At 48.2% G+C, this 15,109-nt stretch carries 13 protein-coding genes; 11 read left to right on the top strand and 2 right to left on the bottom strand.

Features of this window, described 5'->3' with window-relative positions; translation table 11 throughout:
• Positions 1–102: 102 nt before the first annotated feature.
• From CI959_RS13285 to bioD, 9 genes are all read left to right on the top strand, one after another.
• Positions 103–1,170, top strand: coding sequence for a DUF4831 family protein (locus CI959_RS13285; RefSeq protein WP_005854780.1), 1,068 nt, complete (start codon positions 103–105; stop codon positions 1,168–1,170).
• A 26-nt stretch (positions 1,171–1,196) separates the two neighbouring features.
• Positions 1,197–2,852, top strand: a complete 1,656-nt coding sequence (locus tag CI959_RS13280) for a peptide MFS transporter (protein ID WP_005854778.1) — start codon at positions 1,197–1,199, stop codon at positions 2,850–2,852.
• A 17-nt stretch (positions 2,853–2,869) separates the two neighbouring features.
• Complete coding sequence (locus CI959_RS13275) at positions 2,870–3,319, top strand: hypothetical protein (RefSeq protein ID WP_005854776.1); 450 nt, start codon at positions 2,870–2,872, stop codon at positions 3,317–3,319.
• Positions 3,320–3,338: 19 nt separating this feature from the next.
• Entirely contained in the window at positions 3,339–4,322 is a 984-nt protein-coding gene (gene bioB / locus CI959_RS13270; protein WP_005854774.1) for a biotin synthase BioB, read from the top strand.
• Positions 4,319–5,599 carry an adenosylmethionine--8-amino-7-oxononanoate transaminase gene (bioA, locus tag CI959_RS13265; RefSeq protein ID WP_005854772.1) on the top strand — a complete coding sequence of 427 codons (1,281 nt, stop codon included), beginning with the start codon at positions 4,319–4,321 and terminating at the stop codon, positions 5,597–5,599. The genes bioB and bioA overlap by 4 nt, the downstream gene beginning before the upstream one ends.
• 30 nt (positions 5,600–5,629) lie before the next feature.
• Positions 5,630–6,823 (top strand): 8-amino-7-oxononanoate synthase, encoded by a 1,194-nt coding sequence (locus CI959_RS13260; protein WP_005854770.1) that lies wholly within the window; start codon positions 5,630–5,632, stop codon positions 6,821–6,823.
• Between the two features lie 37 nt (positions 6,824–6,860).
• The gene (locus CI959_RS13255) at positions 6,861–7,526 is read left to right on the top strand and encodes a DUF452 family protein (RefSeq protein ID WP_005854768.1); all 666 of its coding nucleotides are present in this window, start codon (positions 6,861–6,863) and stop codon (positions 7,524–7,526) included.
• Complete coding sequence (gene bioC, locus CI959_RS13250) at positions 7,517–8,278, top strand: malonyl-ACP O-methyltransferase BioC (RefSeq protein WP_005854766.1); 762 nt, start codon at positions 7,517–7,519, stop codon at positions 8,276–8,278. The genes CI959_RS13255 and bioC overlap by 10 nt, the downstream gene beginning before the upstream one ends.
• Before the next feature lie 219 nt (positions 8,279–8,497).
• Complete coding sequence (bioD, locus tag CI959_RS13245; RefSeq protein ID WP_005854764.1) at positions 8,498–9,178, top strand: dethiobiotin synthase; 681 nt, start codon at positions 8,498–8,500, stop codon at positions 9,176–9,178.
• A gap of 7 nt (positions 9,179–9,185) precedes the next feature.
• Here bioD and CI959_RS13240 read toward each other — a convergent pair whose 3' ends face one another.
• On the bottom strand, positions 9,186–9,578 hold the full coding sequence (locus CI959_RS13240) for a YkvA family protein (protein ID WP_005854762.1): 393 nt from the start codon (positions 9,576–9,578) through the stop codon (positions 9,186–9,188).
• A 237-nt stretch (positions 9,579–9,815) separates the two neighbouring features.
• On the opposite strand from CI959_RS13240, the gene CI959_RS13235 reads away from it, so the two are divergent.
• Entirely contained in the window at positions 9,816–12,902 is a 3,087-nt protein-coding gene (locus CI959_RS13235) for a TonB-dependent receptor (protein WP_057317176.1), read from the top strand.
• Positions 12,903–12,935: 33 nt separating this feature from the next.
• A complete protein-coding gene (locus tag CI959_RS13230) occupies positions 12,936–14,423 on the top strand; it encodes a RagB/SusD family nutrient uptake outer membrane protein (protein ID WP_008773401.1) in 1,488 nt (495 codons plus the stop codon).
• A 54-nt stretch (positions 14,424–14,477) separates the two neighbouring features.
• Here the strand turns inward: CI959_RS13230 and CI959_RS13225 are convergent, their stop codons facing one another.
• Positions 14,478–15,059, bottom strand: a complete 582-nt coding sequence (locus tag CI959_RS13225) for a DUF417 family protein (RefSeq protein WP_005854756.1) — start codon at positions 15,057–15,059, stop codon at positions 14,478–14,480.
• Positions 15,060–15,109 lie beyond the last annotated feature (50 nt).

Here is a 15,109-nt window from a genome sequence, read left to right as displayed (position 1 = left end):
GTTGTCCGGGATTTTCATGCAATAAGAATACTTCCAATTGGTTTTAAGCAAAATATTTCCTAGTTTTGCGCAATAATATACAGAATTAAAATAAACTGGGATATGAAGAATATAATCATTATAGCTAGTTTACTCCTCGGGATGCCGCTTATGGCACAAACCAAGGTGGTAAAAAAGAACGCCGTAAAAGCCAATAATTTCGGAATCACCTACTCGTTGCCCAAGACCTCGCTAGTCGTAGACGCCGAAGTGACGAAAGTAACTTGCAAAGCCGGGCCTTACTATCAATATGCAGAGAAGTATCTAGGCGTAAAGGATGCGGTCACGGAAGACAAGGTTTATTTCGATCTCGGAAAAATCAGTCTGATCAACCGGGGATTACCCGATGCGGATAATACCTATATCGTAGAATTCAAACAAGGTACGGTCGCCCCTTACGCTTATCTTACCGAAGATGGATTATTATGCTCGATAAACGCAGAATATACACCAGTTGAATCCGAGCTAGATGCCGCAAAGAAAAATAAAGGCTCCCAACAAAAAGTGACAGACGCTTCCGTTTTCTCAGAGGAATTACTAATGGCAGGCTCCACCGCCAAACAAGCGGAGGTGGCCGCTAAACAAATTTACCGTATCCGGGAAAGCCGTTTGAACATCTTGACCGGCGAGGCGGATAATTTACCCCCCGATGGTGAAGCCATGAAACTGGTGATCCAGCAATTGGAGGAGCAAGAAAAAGCATTAACAAACCTATTCACCGGAATCTTGACCAAAGAAACCGAGCATTATGAGGTAAGTATCATCCCCCACGACAACCTAGATAAAGAAGTATTGTTCCGTTTCTCCAAGCAGCTAGGTATCGTAGACGCTGACGATTTGGGCGGTACCCCTGTCTATATGAACTTGAAAGCGACAGAAAGAGCTCCGATCCTTGATGCCAAGGAAGCCGAGAAGAAAGACAAATCATTGAAAGGAATCGTCTACAATGTTCCGGGAAAAGCCAGCATAGAAATACTAATGAACAAAAAAACGCTCTACAAAGGAGAGGCCCAAATCACTCAATTCGGAACACGGGAAGGATTAGCCCCTGTTATGTTTGAGGATAAGAAAGCCCCCGTCAAAGTTCTTTTCTATCCGGAAACCGGCGCCATAAAGCAAATTATTCAATAAGTATAAACTAATATTATCTAAAACACATGTTACAAGGACAACCTAAAGGTCTCTATGCCCTAGCACTCGCGAACACGGGCGAACGCTTCGGTTATTACACGATGCTTGCGATTTTCACATTATTCTTGCAAGCGAAATTCGGCTATACGGCCGCTGAGACATCAACGATTTTCGCTAGCTTCTTAGCGTTCGTGTATTTTATGCCATTGATTGGCGGTATGATGGCCGATAAGTTCGGTTATGGAAAGATGGTTACCTCGGGTATCATCATCATGTTTGTCGGTTATCTTTTATTAGCCATCCCAACAGATGCCGCCTCGGGAAAAATCATGATGTTCGGCTCGCTAGCGCTAATCGCTTGCGGTACCGGATTATTTAAAGGTAACTTACAAGTGATGGTAGGTAATCTTTATGATGCCCCGGAATATAGAAGTAAACGTGACCAAGCCTTTAGTTTGTTTTATATGGCGATCAATATCGGTGCCATGTACGCACCTACGGCTGCCACTAAAATGACAGACTGGATGTTGGGTAAGTATAACCTTTTCTACGAGTCACAAATTCCGGCACTCGCTCACCAATTCTTAAACGGAACCATCTCCGCAGAGAACAAAGAGGCACTCGCCGCTCTGCAAAGCGCACAAGGTTTCACCGGCGATATGGCTACGTTCTGTTCCACGTATATCGAGAAGTTGTCTGAGGCATACAACTATGGATTCGGTGTGGCTTGTATCTCATTGATCATATCGATGGCTATCTATATGGGATTCCGCTCTACCTTTAAGCATGCGGATGTCAATACCAAACAAGCAAAGGCTTCCCACGCTCCGCAAGAGGAATTGTCACCTGCCGAGACGAAACAACGTATCACCGCCTTGCTGCTGGTATTCGCCGTGGTATTGTTCTTCTGGATGGCTTTCCATCAAAATGGTCTGACAATGACGTTCTTTGCTCGCGACTATACGGCCAACCAAGTGACCGGACTGGATCGTATCGGCTTTGATGTGATTAACTTAACATTATTGGTTATCGCCGTGTATGGAGGATTCGCTATCGCACAATCCACAACGAGCAAAGGCAAAACGATCGCCGGCATCGTGACCGTGGCCGCATTAGCCGCTCTAGGTATCAAATATATGGCTATGCCGGAAACCGTAACGATCCTTCCGCAGACCTTCCAGCAATTTAACCCGTTCTTCGTGGTTGTATTGACTCCGGTATCGTTGGCGATCTTTGGTTATCTGGCTAATAAGAAGAAAGAGCCGTCCGCTCCTCGTAAGATCGGATTGGGTATGATGATCGCCGCTTGCGGTTTCTTGATCTTGGCGATCGGTTCTATGGGCTTGCCTACACCGGACGCTTTAGCGGCGGATAGCAAATTGCAGGTATTGGTTTCTCCGAACTGGTTGATATCGACTTATCTGGTATTGACCTTCGCCGAATTATTGCTTTCTCCGATGGGTATCTCTTTCGTATCCAAAGTGGCTCCTCCTAAATACAAAGGTATGATGATGGGTGGGTGGTTCGTGGCTACGGCTATCGGTAACTATCTGGTCGCTATCATCGGTTATTTGTGGGGAGGCATGCAGTTATGGATGGTATGGAGCGTGTTGATCGTTCTTTGTTTACTGTCTGCGTTGTTCATGTTCTCTATCATGAAGAAACTGGATAAAGTGGCTTGACAATTGAAAATTAGAGGATGAGGAAGTCGTATACATATCGTTCGCAGGCACTCCGTTTCAGAAGATGGAGCCGGAAGGCGTATGCGGCTTTCATCAGTGTACAGAGAGCTGTTACGATCGGACAATTATCCTTTTCCGTAGCCGATCGCTTCGAGAAAAAGAACCAGTCTTTACATACCGGTATCGGTACGTTCACGGACGGATTTTCCGAAGAGGATGACGAGGAGAGGGAGAATACCGAGGAGAACAAACGGAGCCTCGCGGTATCGCATGGACTGTTTACGGCATTACTCCCGGTATTGGTATCAAATGAGATCGCTCATCCGGCTCATCGTGTAGCTCACTATACATTATATAATATAGTAAAGGCGGGAAGTATCCGAAAGAATACTTCCCGCCTTTCTTATTTCCATCTGGTTGTAGAGACGGGGCGTGCCCCGTCTCTACAACTGGGTATATATACGTAGAATTATTAAATGAGAGAAAATGACAATAGAAGAAGCAAAGCAGTACATCCTAGAGGGTAGGAAGATTACTGAGGAACAGGCTTTAAGCTTGGCGAATCACCCGGACAAAGAGGCACTTTACGAGGCCGCCCACCAAATCACCCGCCATTTTATGGGGAATAAGTTCGACACTTGTTCCATCATCAACGCCAAAAGCGGTAATTGCAGCGAGGATTGTAAATGGTGCGCACAGTCGGGACATTACAAGACCCTCGTAAACTTATATCCTTTGCTTCCGGCCAAGGAATGTGTCTATCATGCGGTATATAACCGGAAACAGGGCATCCGGCGTTTTGCCTTGGTGACTAGCGGTAAGCGAGTATCGGATAAAGAATTGGAACAGATCACCGATACGATCCGGCAAATCAAGCAGCAAAGCGATATTAAATGCTGTGCCTCCATGGGATTGCTAACCCGCTCCCAACTCCAATCGCTTTACGATAGCGGAGTGGAGAACTATCACTGCAATATAGAGACCGCCCCCTCCTATTTCCGTCAACTCTGTTCCACGCATACGATCGAGCAGAAGATGGAAACCATCCATACCGCCCGGGAAATCGGTTTCCGTATATGCTGCGGTGGTATTATCGGCATGGGCGAGACGATGGAGGAACGAATCGAGATGGCTTGTTTCTTACAGAAAGAAGGTGTCTTATCCATCCCTCTCAATTTATTACAGCCGATACCGGGAACTCCTATGGAGAATACACATATCCTAGAAGAAGAGGAATGGCTAACAACGATCGCCCTTTTCCGCTTGATCAATCCGAACGCATTTCTCCGTTTCTCCGGCGGACGGGCACAATTAAGCGAGGCCACGCAACGGAAATCCCTATATATAGGGATTAACTCCGCAATCATCGGAGACTTATTAACGACTATCGGAAGCAAGGTAGAGGAAGACAAAGTCTTATTTACCTCCGAAGGCTATTCACTCACCGAAAACACCGATTGGGAAAAATGACAACAACCGAACTTTTACAATACGACCGGGATCATCTATGGCATCCCTACACCTCGACCATCGATCCACTTCCCGTCTATCCGGTATCCAAAGCGGAGGGCGTAACGATAACCCTTGCGGACGGCAGGGAGCTAATAGACGGAATGTCTTCTTGGTGGGCGGCAGTCCACGGATACAACCATCCGGTACTTAACGCGGCGGCTAAAGCCCAATTGGATAAGATGAGTCATATCATGTTCGGGGGATTCACGCACGAGCCGGCTGTCGAGTTGGCCGCTAAATTATTACCGCTATTGCCCCCTTCCCTAGAAAAGATATTCCTAGCGGATAGCGGCTCGGTAGCCGTGGAGGTAGCCTTAAAGATGGCGATCCAATACTGGCAGTCCAAAGGCATACCGGGAAAACATACCTTCGCCACGATCCGTAGCGGTTATCACGGGGATACTTGGCACGCCATGTCGGTATGCGATCCGGTGACGGGTATGCATGGGATCTTCTCCGGAAGCCTACCCATCCAATACTTCATACCTCAACCTTCGGTCCGATTCGGCGAGGAATGGAGAGAGGAGGCCATGGCTCCCTTGCGGGATTTACTAGAGCGGCATGCCGACGAGATCGCCGCCTTGATCTTGGAACCGGTCGTACAGGGGGCAGGAGGTATGTATTTCTACTCCCCCACTTTCCTCGTTCGTGCCCGGGAACTTTGCGAGCGGTATAACGTCTTATTGATATTCGACGAGATAGCGACAGGCTTCGGACGTACCGGAAAGTTGTTCGCATGGGAACATGCGGGAGTCGAACCCGATATCATGTGTATCGGAAAGGCATTGACGGGAGGTTATCTTACGCTTTCCGCCACGATCACGACGAAGCCGATAGCCGACACGATCTGTTCCGGCGAGGCGGGATGCTTTATGCATGGGCCTACGTTTATGGGAAATCCCTTGGCATGCGCTATCGCTTCGGCCTCGATCTCTTTATTGATCGCCAGTCACTGGCAGGAGAAAGTGAAGCTTATAGAGGAGCAATTGCGGGCGGAGTTAGCGCCAGCCGCCAAGCTGCCTGAAGTCGCTGAGGTACGGGTATTGGGAGCGATCGGGGTTATCGAGATGAAGCATCCGGTGGATATGGCGGTATTACAACGCCAATTCGTAGAGGAAGGGATATGGGTACGTCCGTTCGGACGGCTGGTTTACCTCATGCCTCCTTTCATTATCTCCATGAATGAACTATCCAGACTAACCTCCGGATTATTGAGAGTATTAACGCATAATTAACATATCTACAACCGAGTAATATATAGATATATGAAATCATATAACGAGCAACTTACGGCTTTACGAGCCTCCGGGAATCTTAGGCACCTACCGGAAGTCGAGCATCAAGGAATATGGATATTAAAAGAGGGAAAGCGTATGCTGAATCTCTCTTCCAACGATTATCTTGGATTAGCCAGCCGGCAGGATTTACAAGAGGAGTTTCAAGCATCCACACAAGACCGCTTCTATCCCTACTCCTCATCATCATCCCGCTTGCTGACGGGTAATTTCTCCGTATATACGAAACTGGAGAAACAGATCGCCCGCTCCTTCGACCGGGAAGCCGCATTGATCTTCAATAGCGGCTATCATGCCAACACCGGAATCCTCCCGGCCTTAACCGATAAACAGACCTTATTACTCGCCGACAAGCTGGTGCACGCCAGCATCATCGATGGCATCTTGTTGAGTGGCTCCCCATTCCTCCGTTACCGCCACAACGACTATGACCAACTGGAACGCCTCGTACAAAAGAACGCCTGTCAATACGAGACGATCATCATCTTGACCGAAAGCATTTTCAGCATGGACGGGGATGTAGCGGATTTAAACCGCCTGATAGCTATCAAAAGGCAATATCCCAATATCCTATTGTACGTAGACGAGGCTCATGCCATCGGAGCCCGTGGAAAGACGGGGCTAGGTATCGCCGAGGAACAAAGTTGTATCCAAGAGATCGATCTATTGGTCGGTACTTTCGGCAAGGCGTTAGCGTCTATGGGGGCCTATTTGGTTTGTTCCCGTACGATACGGGAATATCTGGTCAATACGATGCGACCGCTCATATTCAGTACGGCCCTGCCACCGTTCCAAATCGCATGGACTTCCTTCATCTGGGAGCAACTCCCCTCGTTCACGAAGGAACGGGAGAATCTTCTAGCATATAGCCGATTGCTGGCGGAGGCTTTAACGGGCAAAGGAGGCGAGATCAGCCAAAGCCACATCATCCCTTTCATTGTGGGAGAGAGCGAGGATTGCGTACGGAAAGCGGAAGAGCTACAACGAAAAGGCTTCTACTGCCTCCCCGTTCGCCCGCCGACAGTGCCCAAAGGTACCTCCCGTATCCGCTTCTCCCTTACGGCAAACCTCACAATAAAAAATATTCATCAACTGATTGTAGAGACGGGGCGTGCCTTGTCTCCCACCGGGACATGCCCCGTCTCTACACCCCCGGATAGATAACTGGATAGATAGTATGTATATAAATTGAATTGATAGTATGTATATAGATAAGATAATAAATAAGCTATCCCCTAGTCTGATCCTCTGTCTCGCCGGCTGGTCCACCTCGCCGGAGCTTTTCCGCCATCTGGAAGTACCGGAGCAGACAGACCTATGGATTGCCTACGATTACAGGACGCTCGCATTCGAAGAGACATTCGCCCCCTATAAAGAGGTACATCTGGTCGCTTGGTCTCTAGGCGTATGGGTAGCCACCCGACTCTGGGCAGGCCACCGATCCTTTACCACGGCGACCGCCCTGAACGGTACCCCTTTTCCCATGCACGATACGCTAGGCATCCCGACCGCGATCTTCGAGGGAACCCTCCATCATATCAGCGAGGAAGGCATGCGTCGCTTTAACCGCAGGATGTGCGGAGACAAGGAGACATTCAATCGCTATTCGGAACTCTCACCACGTCCGCTGGAGGAAATCAAGGAGGAACTGGAATCTCTATATAATCAGATCCTCCCGGAAAAGCTCGAATCAGCCGATCCACGGATATCCACCTTCTGGGATCAAGCCATCCTATCCACCGAAGATAAGATATTCCCGGCAACCAACCTCCGGAACTACTGGCAAGGCCGTTGCCCCATCCAAGAGATCAAGGCGCCTCATCTTCCTTTTTACCACTATCAATCATGGAACGAATTATGGAAGTAATCGAACAAGAACGGATCCGCCGGCGTTTCAGCCAAGCGGTGAATACATACGACGATCACGCGGATGCCCAGAAACGGATATGCGCCCATCTGGTACAGCTATTGACCGCATACACCTCCTCTCATTTCCGCAGGGTGCTGGAAATCGGTTGCGGAAGCGGCGGATTCACCCGTTTATTAAAACAAGAATGCCAAATCGAGGAATGGGTACTCAACGATCTTTGCGAGACTTGGCAAAGCGCCATCGAGGAGTTGTTTCCTTCCGCCACTCCTCTATTCTTGGCCGGTGATGCCGAGCGACTGGCTTTTCCCGGCACGTTCGACTTGATTGCCTCGGCCTCCGCCCTGCAATGGATGAAAGACCTTCCACGTTTCCTCCATAAGCTATCGTCCACCCTATCGCCCGGAGGCATGCTGGCTTTCAACACCTTCACGCCAGACAACCTTCACGAGATCAAGGAACTGACCGGAGAAGGGCTCACCTATCCTACCGCCGGACAATTAAGGGAGTGGTTATCCACCTACTTCCGGATCGTCCATGAAGAGGAAGGAAATATCGCCCTGACCTTCCGGCACCCGCTGGAGGTGCTAAGACATCTAAAGTACACGGGTGTCACGGCCAACGCCTCTTGCGTCTGGACACGGGGAAAACAGGAACGTTTCTGCCGGGATTATCAAGAGAGATTCCCCTCGGCGGATGGTGGGGTCACATTAACTTACCGTCCACTCTATATCTTAGTGGTCAAAAGATAAAGGTGAGGTAGATCGCCTCTTCCGAGGTATTGATCCTTTCACCTATATGATATAATCGTATCACAAGGGTGAAACGATCTTTTCACAAAGGTGATACGTTCTTTTCACAAAGGTGAAAAGATCAATAGCGCAGAAGAATAGGAATAAATCTCTTAGAGACAAGGAGTAATATCCATAGAGACAAAAGATTAATCAAGCAACTATTTAAACAACAGAACAATGAACCATCAAACGAAAGAAAATGTATTATTTATCTCCGGCATAGACACGAACGTCGGAAAGACCGTAGCCACCGGAATGATCGCCAAGGCATTGGCGAAAGCCGGAAAGAAAGTGATCACCCAAAAGATGATACAGACCGGATGCGAGCACGTATCGGAGGATATCGAGGCACACCGCCAAATCCAAGGGCTCCCCTTTACCGACGAGGATACGCAAGGACTGACTTGTCCTTATATCTTCACCTATCCCTGCTCTCCTCATATGGCGGCGGCGAAAGATGGAAGACGTATCGATTTAGAAACGATCACCCAAGCCACCCGGCGATTGCGAGAGACCTACGAGTATGTATTACTGGAAGGAGCCGGAGGACTGATGGTTCCGAACGACATGGAATCCCTTACGATCGATTATGTGAAGGAACAGGCGTATCCCCTGATACTAGTCACGTCCGGCAAGCTGGGAAGTATCAATCATACTTTGCTCAGCCTGTACGCCTGCGAGCGATACGGTATCGAGGTAAAAGCCATCGTCTATAACCAATATCCAAGCATCGACCCGCTGATCGAGGCGAATACCTTGGAGTATCTAAAGGCCAAATTCCCGGAGATCCCCTTAATCCTCCTTCCGGAAATGAAAAAGGGAAGCGAGGAGCTTCCCGATATTCGCCCGTTGCTATAACGCCCTATCAAGCCGGATCAGGAAACAGATCCAGTATTTTCTGATCCGCTTTTCTCCGGATCTCCGGTGTAATGCTATCCTTCACCATTTTCAATACGAAAGTCATCACCGCCACATCGTCCGTGAAGCCGATAATGGGGAGCACGCTCTCCGGGATCAAGTCGAAAGGCAATATAAAGTATCCTAAAGCCCCGATTATATAAGCCTTATGTTGAAGAGGTACCTTTTCATCCTGCAACATATAATACAGCGTGAAGACAGGACGCAATACCGTAGCCCCCACTTTCTTCGCTACCCGCTCTATCTTCTTCCAGAAACTCTTCTCCGAGAAATAAGTCCCATATCTTTGTATCTCATGTACTTCCTCGAAAGGAACATCCTCAATCTTTCTTGTGTCCATAAACGAATCCTATTAAATCATCTTTCACAAAGATAACAAGTAGTGTAGAAAAATTGCACATCAAATGAGGAAATATTACACAATGCCACCTCCACACCCGTATTCAAAGCTTTTCGTAATAATCTCATAAGAAAACAATTATAAAGAAATCTACAGGATTTATCACATCTGGCACGCCTTTTTCAGATAATCCTTTAGTTAGTATAGGTATTAATAAGACGTTTTAAACAAAAAGAGATGAGAAATGTAAAAACATGGGGCATACTATTCCTATGTCTACTTCTATTGCCCGGGGTAGCGTATGCGCAAAAAAGACAGATCGAAGGAACGGTGATTTCCCAAGAGGACAAGGAGCCTCTGATAGGAGCGACCGTTATCGTAAAAGGGAGCCTGTCGGGAGCGGAGACCGATCTTGACGGGCATTTCACGCTGGAAGTTGATCCTGACGCCAAATTCATTATTGTCGATTACATCGGCATGAAGCAGACCCAAGTATCTATCCCGAAAAGCGGTATCTTAAACGTGGCTTTACAACCGGAGGCGATGAACCTCGATGAGGTCGTGGTAACCGGTTACGGTAACTTCTCACGTTCTTCCTTTACCGGTTCCGCCAACACTTTACGGGCTGACCTACTGAAAGAGATGCCGGTGGTTTCCATAGAACAAAAACTACAAGGCATGACCTCCGGTGTCAATATCACGGGAAGCTCCGGGCAACCGGGAGCGAACGCATCCATCCGTATCCGTGGTATGGGCTCGTTCAACGCATCGAACGAACCTTTGTTTGTGATAGACGGAGTTCCCGTCACCTCGGGAAACCTAAGTACCGGAAGCGGATCGGAGGCCTCCTACATGAACAATGCCAAGACCAACATCATGAGTACGATCAATCCCTCCGATATCGAGAATATCACGGTTATCAAGGATGCCGCCGCCGCCTCCCTTTACGGTTCCCGTGCGGCCAACGGTGTTATCTTGATCACGACCAAACAAGGATCGAAAGGACGTACCCGGGTCACGTTGAACGCTAGCGCAGGATTCTCGGACGCGGCGGTAGACTTCCGCCCGACCCTCAACGGAGAGCAACGCCGGGAACTACTTTATGAAGGCTTGGTTAATTACGCGCAAGACCAGATCGCCAAAGATCCCGCATCTTTCACCCAGACTCCGGAAGAGTACGCCAACGCCAATATCGGGGCATACACCTCTGTTCCCGCTTTAGGCTATACCGATTGGAAAGACGTGTTGATGAGACAGGCCGTACATCAAAATTATGAGGCTTCCGTTTCCGGTGGCTCCGAGAACACGACGGTCTACAGCTCCTTGGGTTATCAAAAACAAGAGGGTCTGGTGGAGAACTCATCGATGGAACGGTACTCCGGACGCTTTAACGTGCAACAAAAGATCGGCAAACGAGGCGAGGCCGGAGCGAACCTCATGTTCTCGCAAGTGAATCAAGAGATGAACGAGGAACGTACATCCAGTATCAATCCTTTCTATTGCATGGCGGTAGCCACTCCTCCCTCCTACCCGGTATTTAACGAGGATGGTTCCTACGCCAATACCTATCCCGGGACGAACGTAAATCCTTTGCGGGATATGCGTACCGACTATAACCGGGTTCGTATGACCCGTATCTTCGGTACGGCGCACGGTGCGGTAGAGATTATCAAAGGACTTAAATTAAAGGAAGTACTCAGCTATGATTATAGCATCCAAAAGGATGCCCGCTATTTCAACGCATTAAGCGGGGCGGGTCCCAAGAGCGGTAGCGATGCCCAATCGTCCAAAGGTTTTATCGAATACGGGAAATTGATCTCTTCTACCTCGTTGAACTACGTGAGGACATTCGCCAACAAACATCATCTGGATGTACTAGCCGCTTATGAGGCGGAAAGTTTCCAGACGGATAAAGCCGCCGGTGAGAAAAGCAAGATGCCGTCCGACCAATTATTTGAGCCGGACAATGCCGCCGTTATAAACAGTTTCGTATCCTCTACACAGGATTATCGGTTGCTTTCTTATCTAACCCGCTTGAATTACGATTACGACAACCGGTATTATATCGCCGGAAGTTTCCGTCGGGATGGTAGTTCCCGATTGGCGCCGGAGCATCGCTGGGGTAATTTCTGGTCGGTCTCAGGCATGTGGCATCTGGGAGCCGAGGATTTCATGAAAGCCGTAAAGCCAGTGTTGAGCGATGTCAAGATCCGTGCCTCTTATGGCGTGAACGGTAATCAGCCGGGATCTTATTACGGTTATATGGGTTTATATAGTTACGGAAAGAACTATATGGATAACCCCGGTTCGTATGAAAGCACACAAGCTAATCCCAATCTAAAATGGGAGAAGAACTATAATATGAACCTCGGACTAGACCTCGCGTTTATCGATCGCATCTTCGTAACGCTCGAGTATTACAATCGTGACACCAAGGATTTGCTTTACAACCGTCCGATCAGCGCCACGACCGGATTCCTGAACTATCTGGGTAATCTGGGGCAGTTAAACAATAAAGGTGTCGAGCTGGAGGTTCGTTCCTTGAATATCTCAAACGCAGATTTTAATTGGACTACGGTATTGAACTTGACACATAACAAGAATAAGATCGTGGCCCTTGATGGTAATCTCGATCAAGTGGTGGAAAGTAGTTGGTTTATCCGGAAAATAGGATTGCCATTCAATACATTCTATGTAAAGGAATTCGCCGGGGTAGATCCCTCGAGCGGAAATGCGCTGTATTATAAAAATACGGAAGACGAGAACGGCAATCTAGACCGCACCTTGACCCAAGATGTCAATGAGGCTCAAGCGGTTCCTTATAAACAAGTAGATCCGAAGATATCCGGCGGCCTTACCAATATCCTTTCTTATAAATGGTTCGACTTGGCCTTTACGCTCTCTTATTCATTGGGCGGCTATTCTTTCGACAAGACCGGTACGTATATCGAGACAGATGGAGCCAGCGAAGGAAACCGCAACCTGCCCATCTATGAGTTAGACCGTTGGCAAAAGCCCGGTGATATCACCGACATTCCCCGTTTCGTATTGGGACGCTCCGACAAAGTGAGCGGTGGTTCCTCTCGCTTCGTACATAGTACGGATCACTTGCGGTTAAAGAACCTGACGTTCGGGTTTACCCTGCCTCATAACTGGACCGATAAAGTCTTGCTGGATAAAGTCCGTGTCTATTTCTCCGGCAGCAACTTGCTGACTTGGGCGAAATGGAAGCAATATGATCCGGAAGTGCCCGTATCCGGCGAGGTATTCTGTGAGACACCGCCCATGCGCACCTTTAGTTTCGGCGTGGAAGTTAATTTCTAAACACAACAATTCATTCGATAAAAAAGAAATACAATGAAATGGTCAATTAAATATATCGTAAGCGCTCTTCCTTTCTTATTCACGGCTTGCTCCGGAGATTGGCTGGATCTGGATCCCTCCACTTCCGTGACCAGCGATAACGCTATTCAGTCACTGGAAGACGCTAAAACCGCATTAAATGGAATCTATCGCATAGCATCCGAGCATAGTTATTATGGAGACAACTACCTCTATTATGCCGACTGCCGTGGCGAAGACGTACAAGCTCGTATTGACAAAGGTCCCGGCAGACGTGTCTCTCCGTACTATCTGTTCAACGTAGCCGCCGACGACGCTTTTAATATCACGAGAGTATGGAACCAACCCTATATCGTGATTCATCAAGCGAACAGCTTAATCGAGAAAATAGACAACGGTAGCGTCCAAACCTCCGACACGCAAGAAATCGCCCGTATAAAAGCAGAGGCGTTGGCTATGCGTGGCTTGGCCTTATTCGATTTAACCCGCCTCTTTGGCATGCCTTATACACTGGACAATGGGGCGTCCTTGGGTGTTCCCATCGAGATCAAGACGGAGTTGCCGACTCACCAACCGTCTCGCAACACGGTAGCCGAATGCTACAACCAAGTGATCAAAGACCTGACCGAAGCCTTACCCAACCTTGTTACAACCAAATTCGACGGTCACCAAAATGTATGGAGCGTGAAAGCACTTCTATCTCGTATCTATTTATATATGAACGATAACGAGAACGCCCTTAAATACGCTCAAGAAGTAATCAATAACGGAGGTCTTTATACCTTGTTCACGCACGATGAGTATACCTCCGTATGGGGAAAAGACTTCAATTCCGAATCCCTGTTCGAGTTCTACTTTACGCTTACCGAGCCTTCCGGCGGTAGTGGCGGAGAAGGCGCTCCCATGGTATATGCCGATAACGTGAAAGATTGGAACAATTTGGTCTTGACGAAAGATTTCTTGGATTTACTGGGTGAAGACCCGGATGATGTTCGCCATGCCTTATGCCGCTTACCTCAAAAACCGGACGAGGATATCCTTCCAACCGGTTCGACCGGACATCCTAAATATCTGACGAAGTATCCCGGAAAAACAGGAGATGTATTGACCGGCAATCCGCAAGACAATGACCTATGCATCATCCGTCTGTCCGAGATATACTTAAATGCGGCCGAGGCGGCTTTCAAGCTAGGAAAACGTAGCGAGGCGTTAGGCTACCTGAATCAAATCGTAAGCCGAGCCAACCCCAATAAATCCGTTAGCGACTCCGAGCTTTCCCTAGAGAGAATCCTTAAAGAACGCCGCAAAGAATTGGTTGGCGAAGGACATGCGTTCTTTGATTACATGCGTAACAATATTCCGGTAATCCGCAAGGGCGGTTGGCATTTGCCGCAATTACCTACCGACGCACAGGTGATCAACGCTTCCGATCCCCGGGTAGCACTCCCGATTCCGCAAAGCGAGATCGACGCAAACCCGAATATCGTACAGAATAAACGGTAACCAACAAGAAAAAGGGGAATGGCATTAAAACCATTCCCCTTTTTCTTGTTTCGCTTATTTCTTTTTCAAGATCCGTTGCGCCGAATCCGACAGCACCACGATCGCACCGGCCAGTATCGCCGTATCTTTTATCACCAATCGCCCAGCCCCCGATAATAACGGGAAACCAAATTCCCCGCTGCCGAGATTAGGTACCCAGACCTCCGGAGTCGTGACCAAGAAGGACAACGTCCCGAACGTCATGATTATAGCCAACCCCGCTCCTACCAAACCGATCTTCGGCGAGAAAATGCCGAGGAAAGTTAAGATACCGATCGCCATGATCAAGATTCCCAAGCCACGAGAGAAGCCATACGTGTTATTCTCTTGATGCCACTCATGCTTCGCTTGATCGAACTCACCCTCTTTTAATTTATACGTCTTATATTCGGGAGCGCTTTTTGTATAGAAGAAACTCATGAAAGGGCTGTTCGCCACAAACGGAACGATGCCTTCCGCTTCATAATTCCAGAACTTCAAACCGCCGATCCACACAAATATGATCAAGATCGATATACGGATCAAATTAATACCTAGCTTCTGAGTAGAGGCCGCCACTTGCAAAAACGAGTAAAACAGGTCATTCAACTTTTTCATCTTATTATTTGTTTTATAGTATTGAACTTATACCGCAAAGATCGGTAGAA

Source organism: Parabacteroides sp. AT13 (assembly GCF_002272965.1).
Lineage (GTDB): Bacteria > Bacteroidota > Bacteroidia > Bacteroidales > Tannerellaceae > Parabacteroides > Parabacteroides distasonis.
The sequence above is the reverse complement of the archived record's forward strand: the minus strand, read 5'-3'. Positions and strand labels throughout refer to the sequence as shown.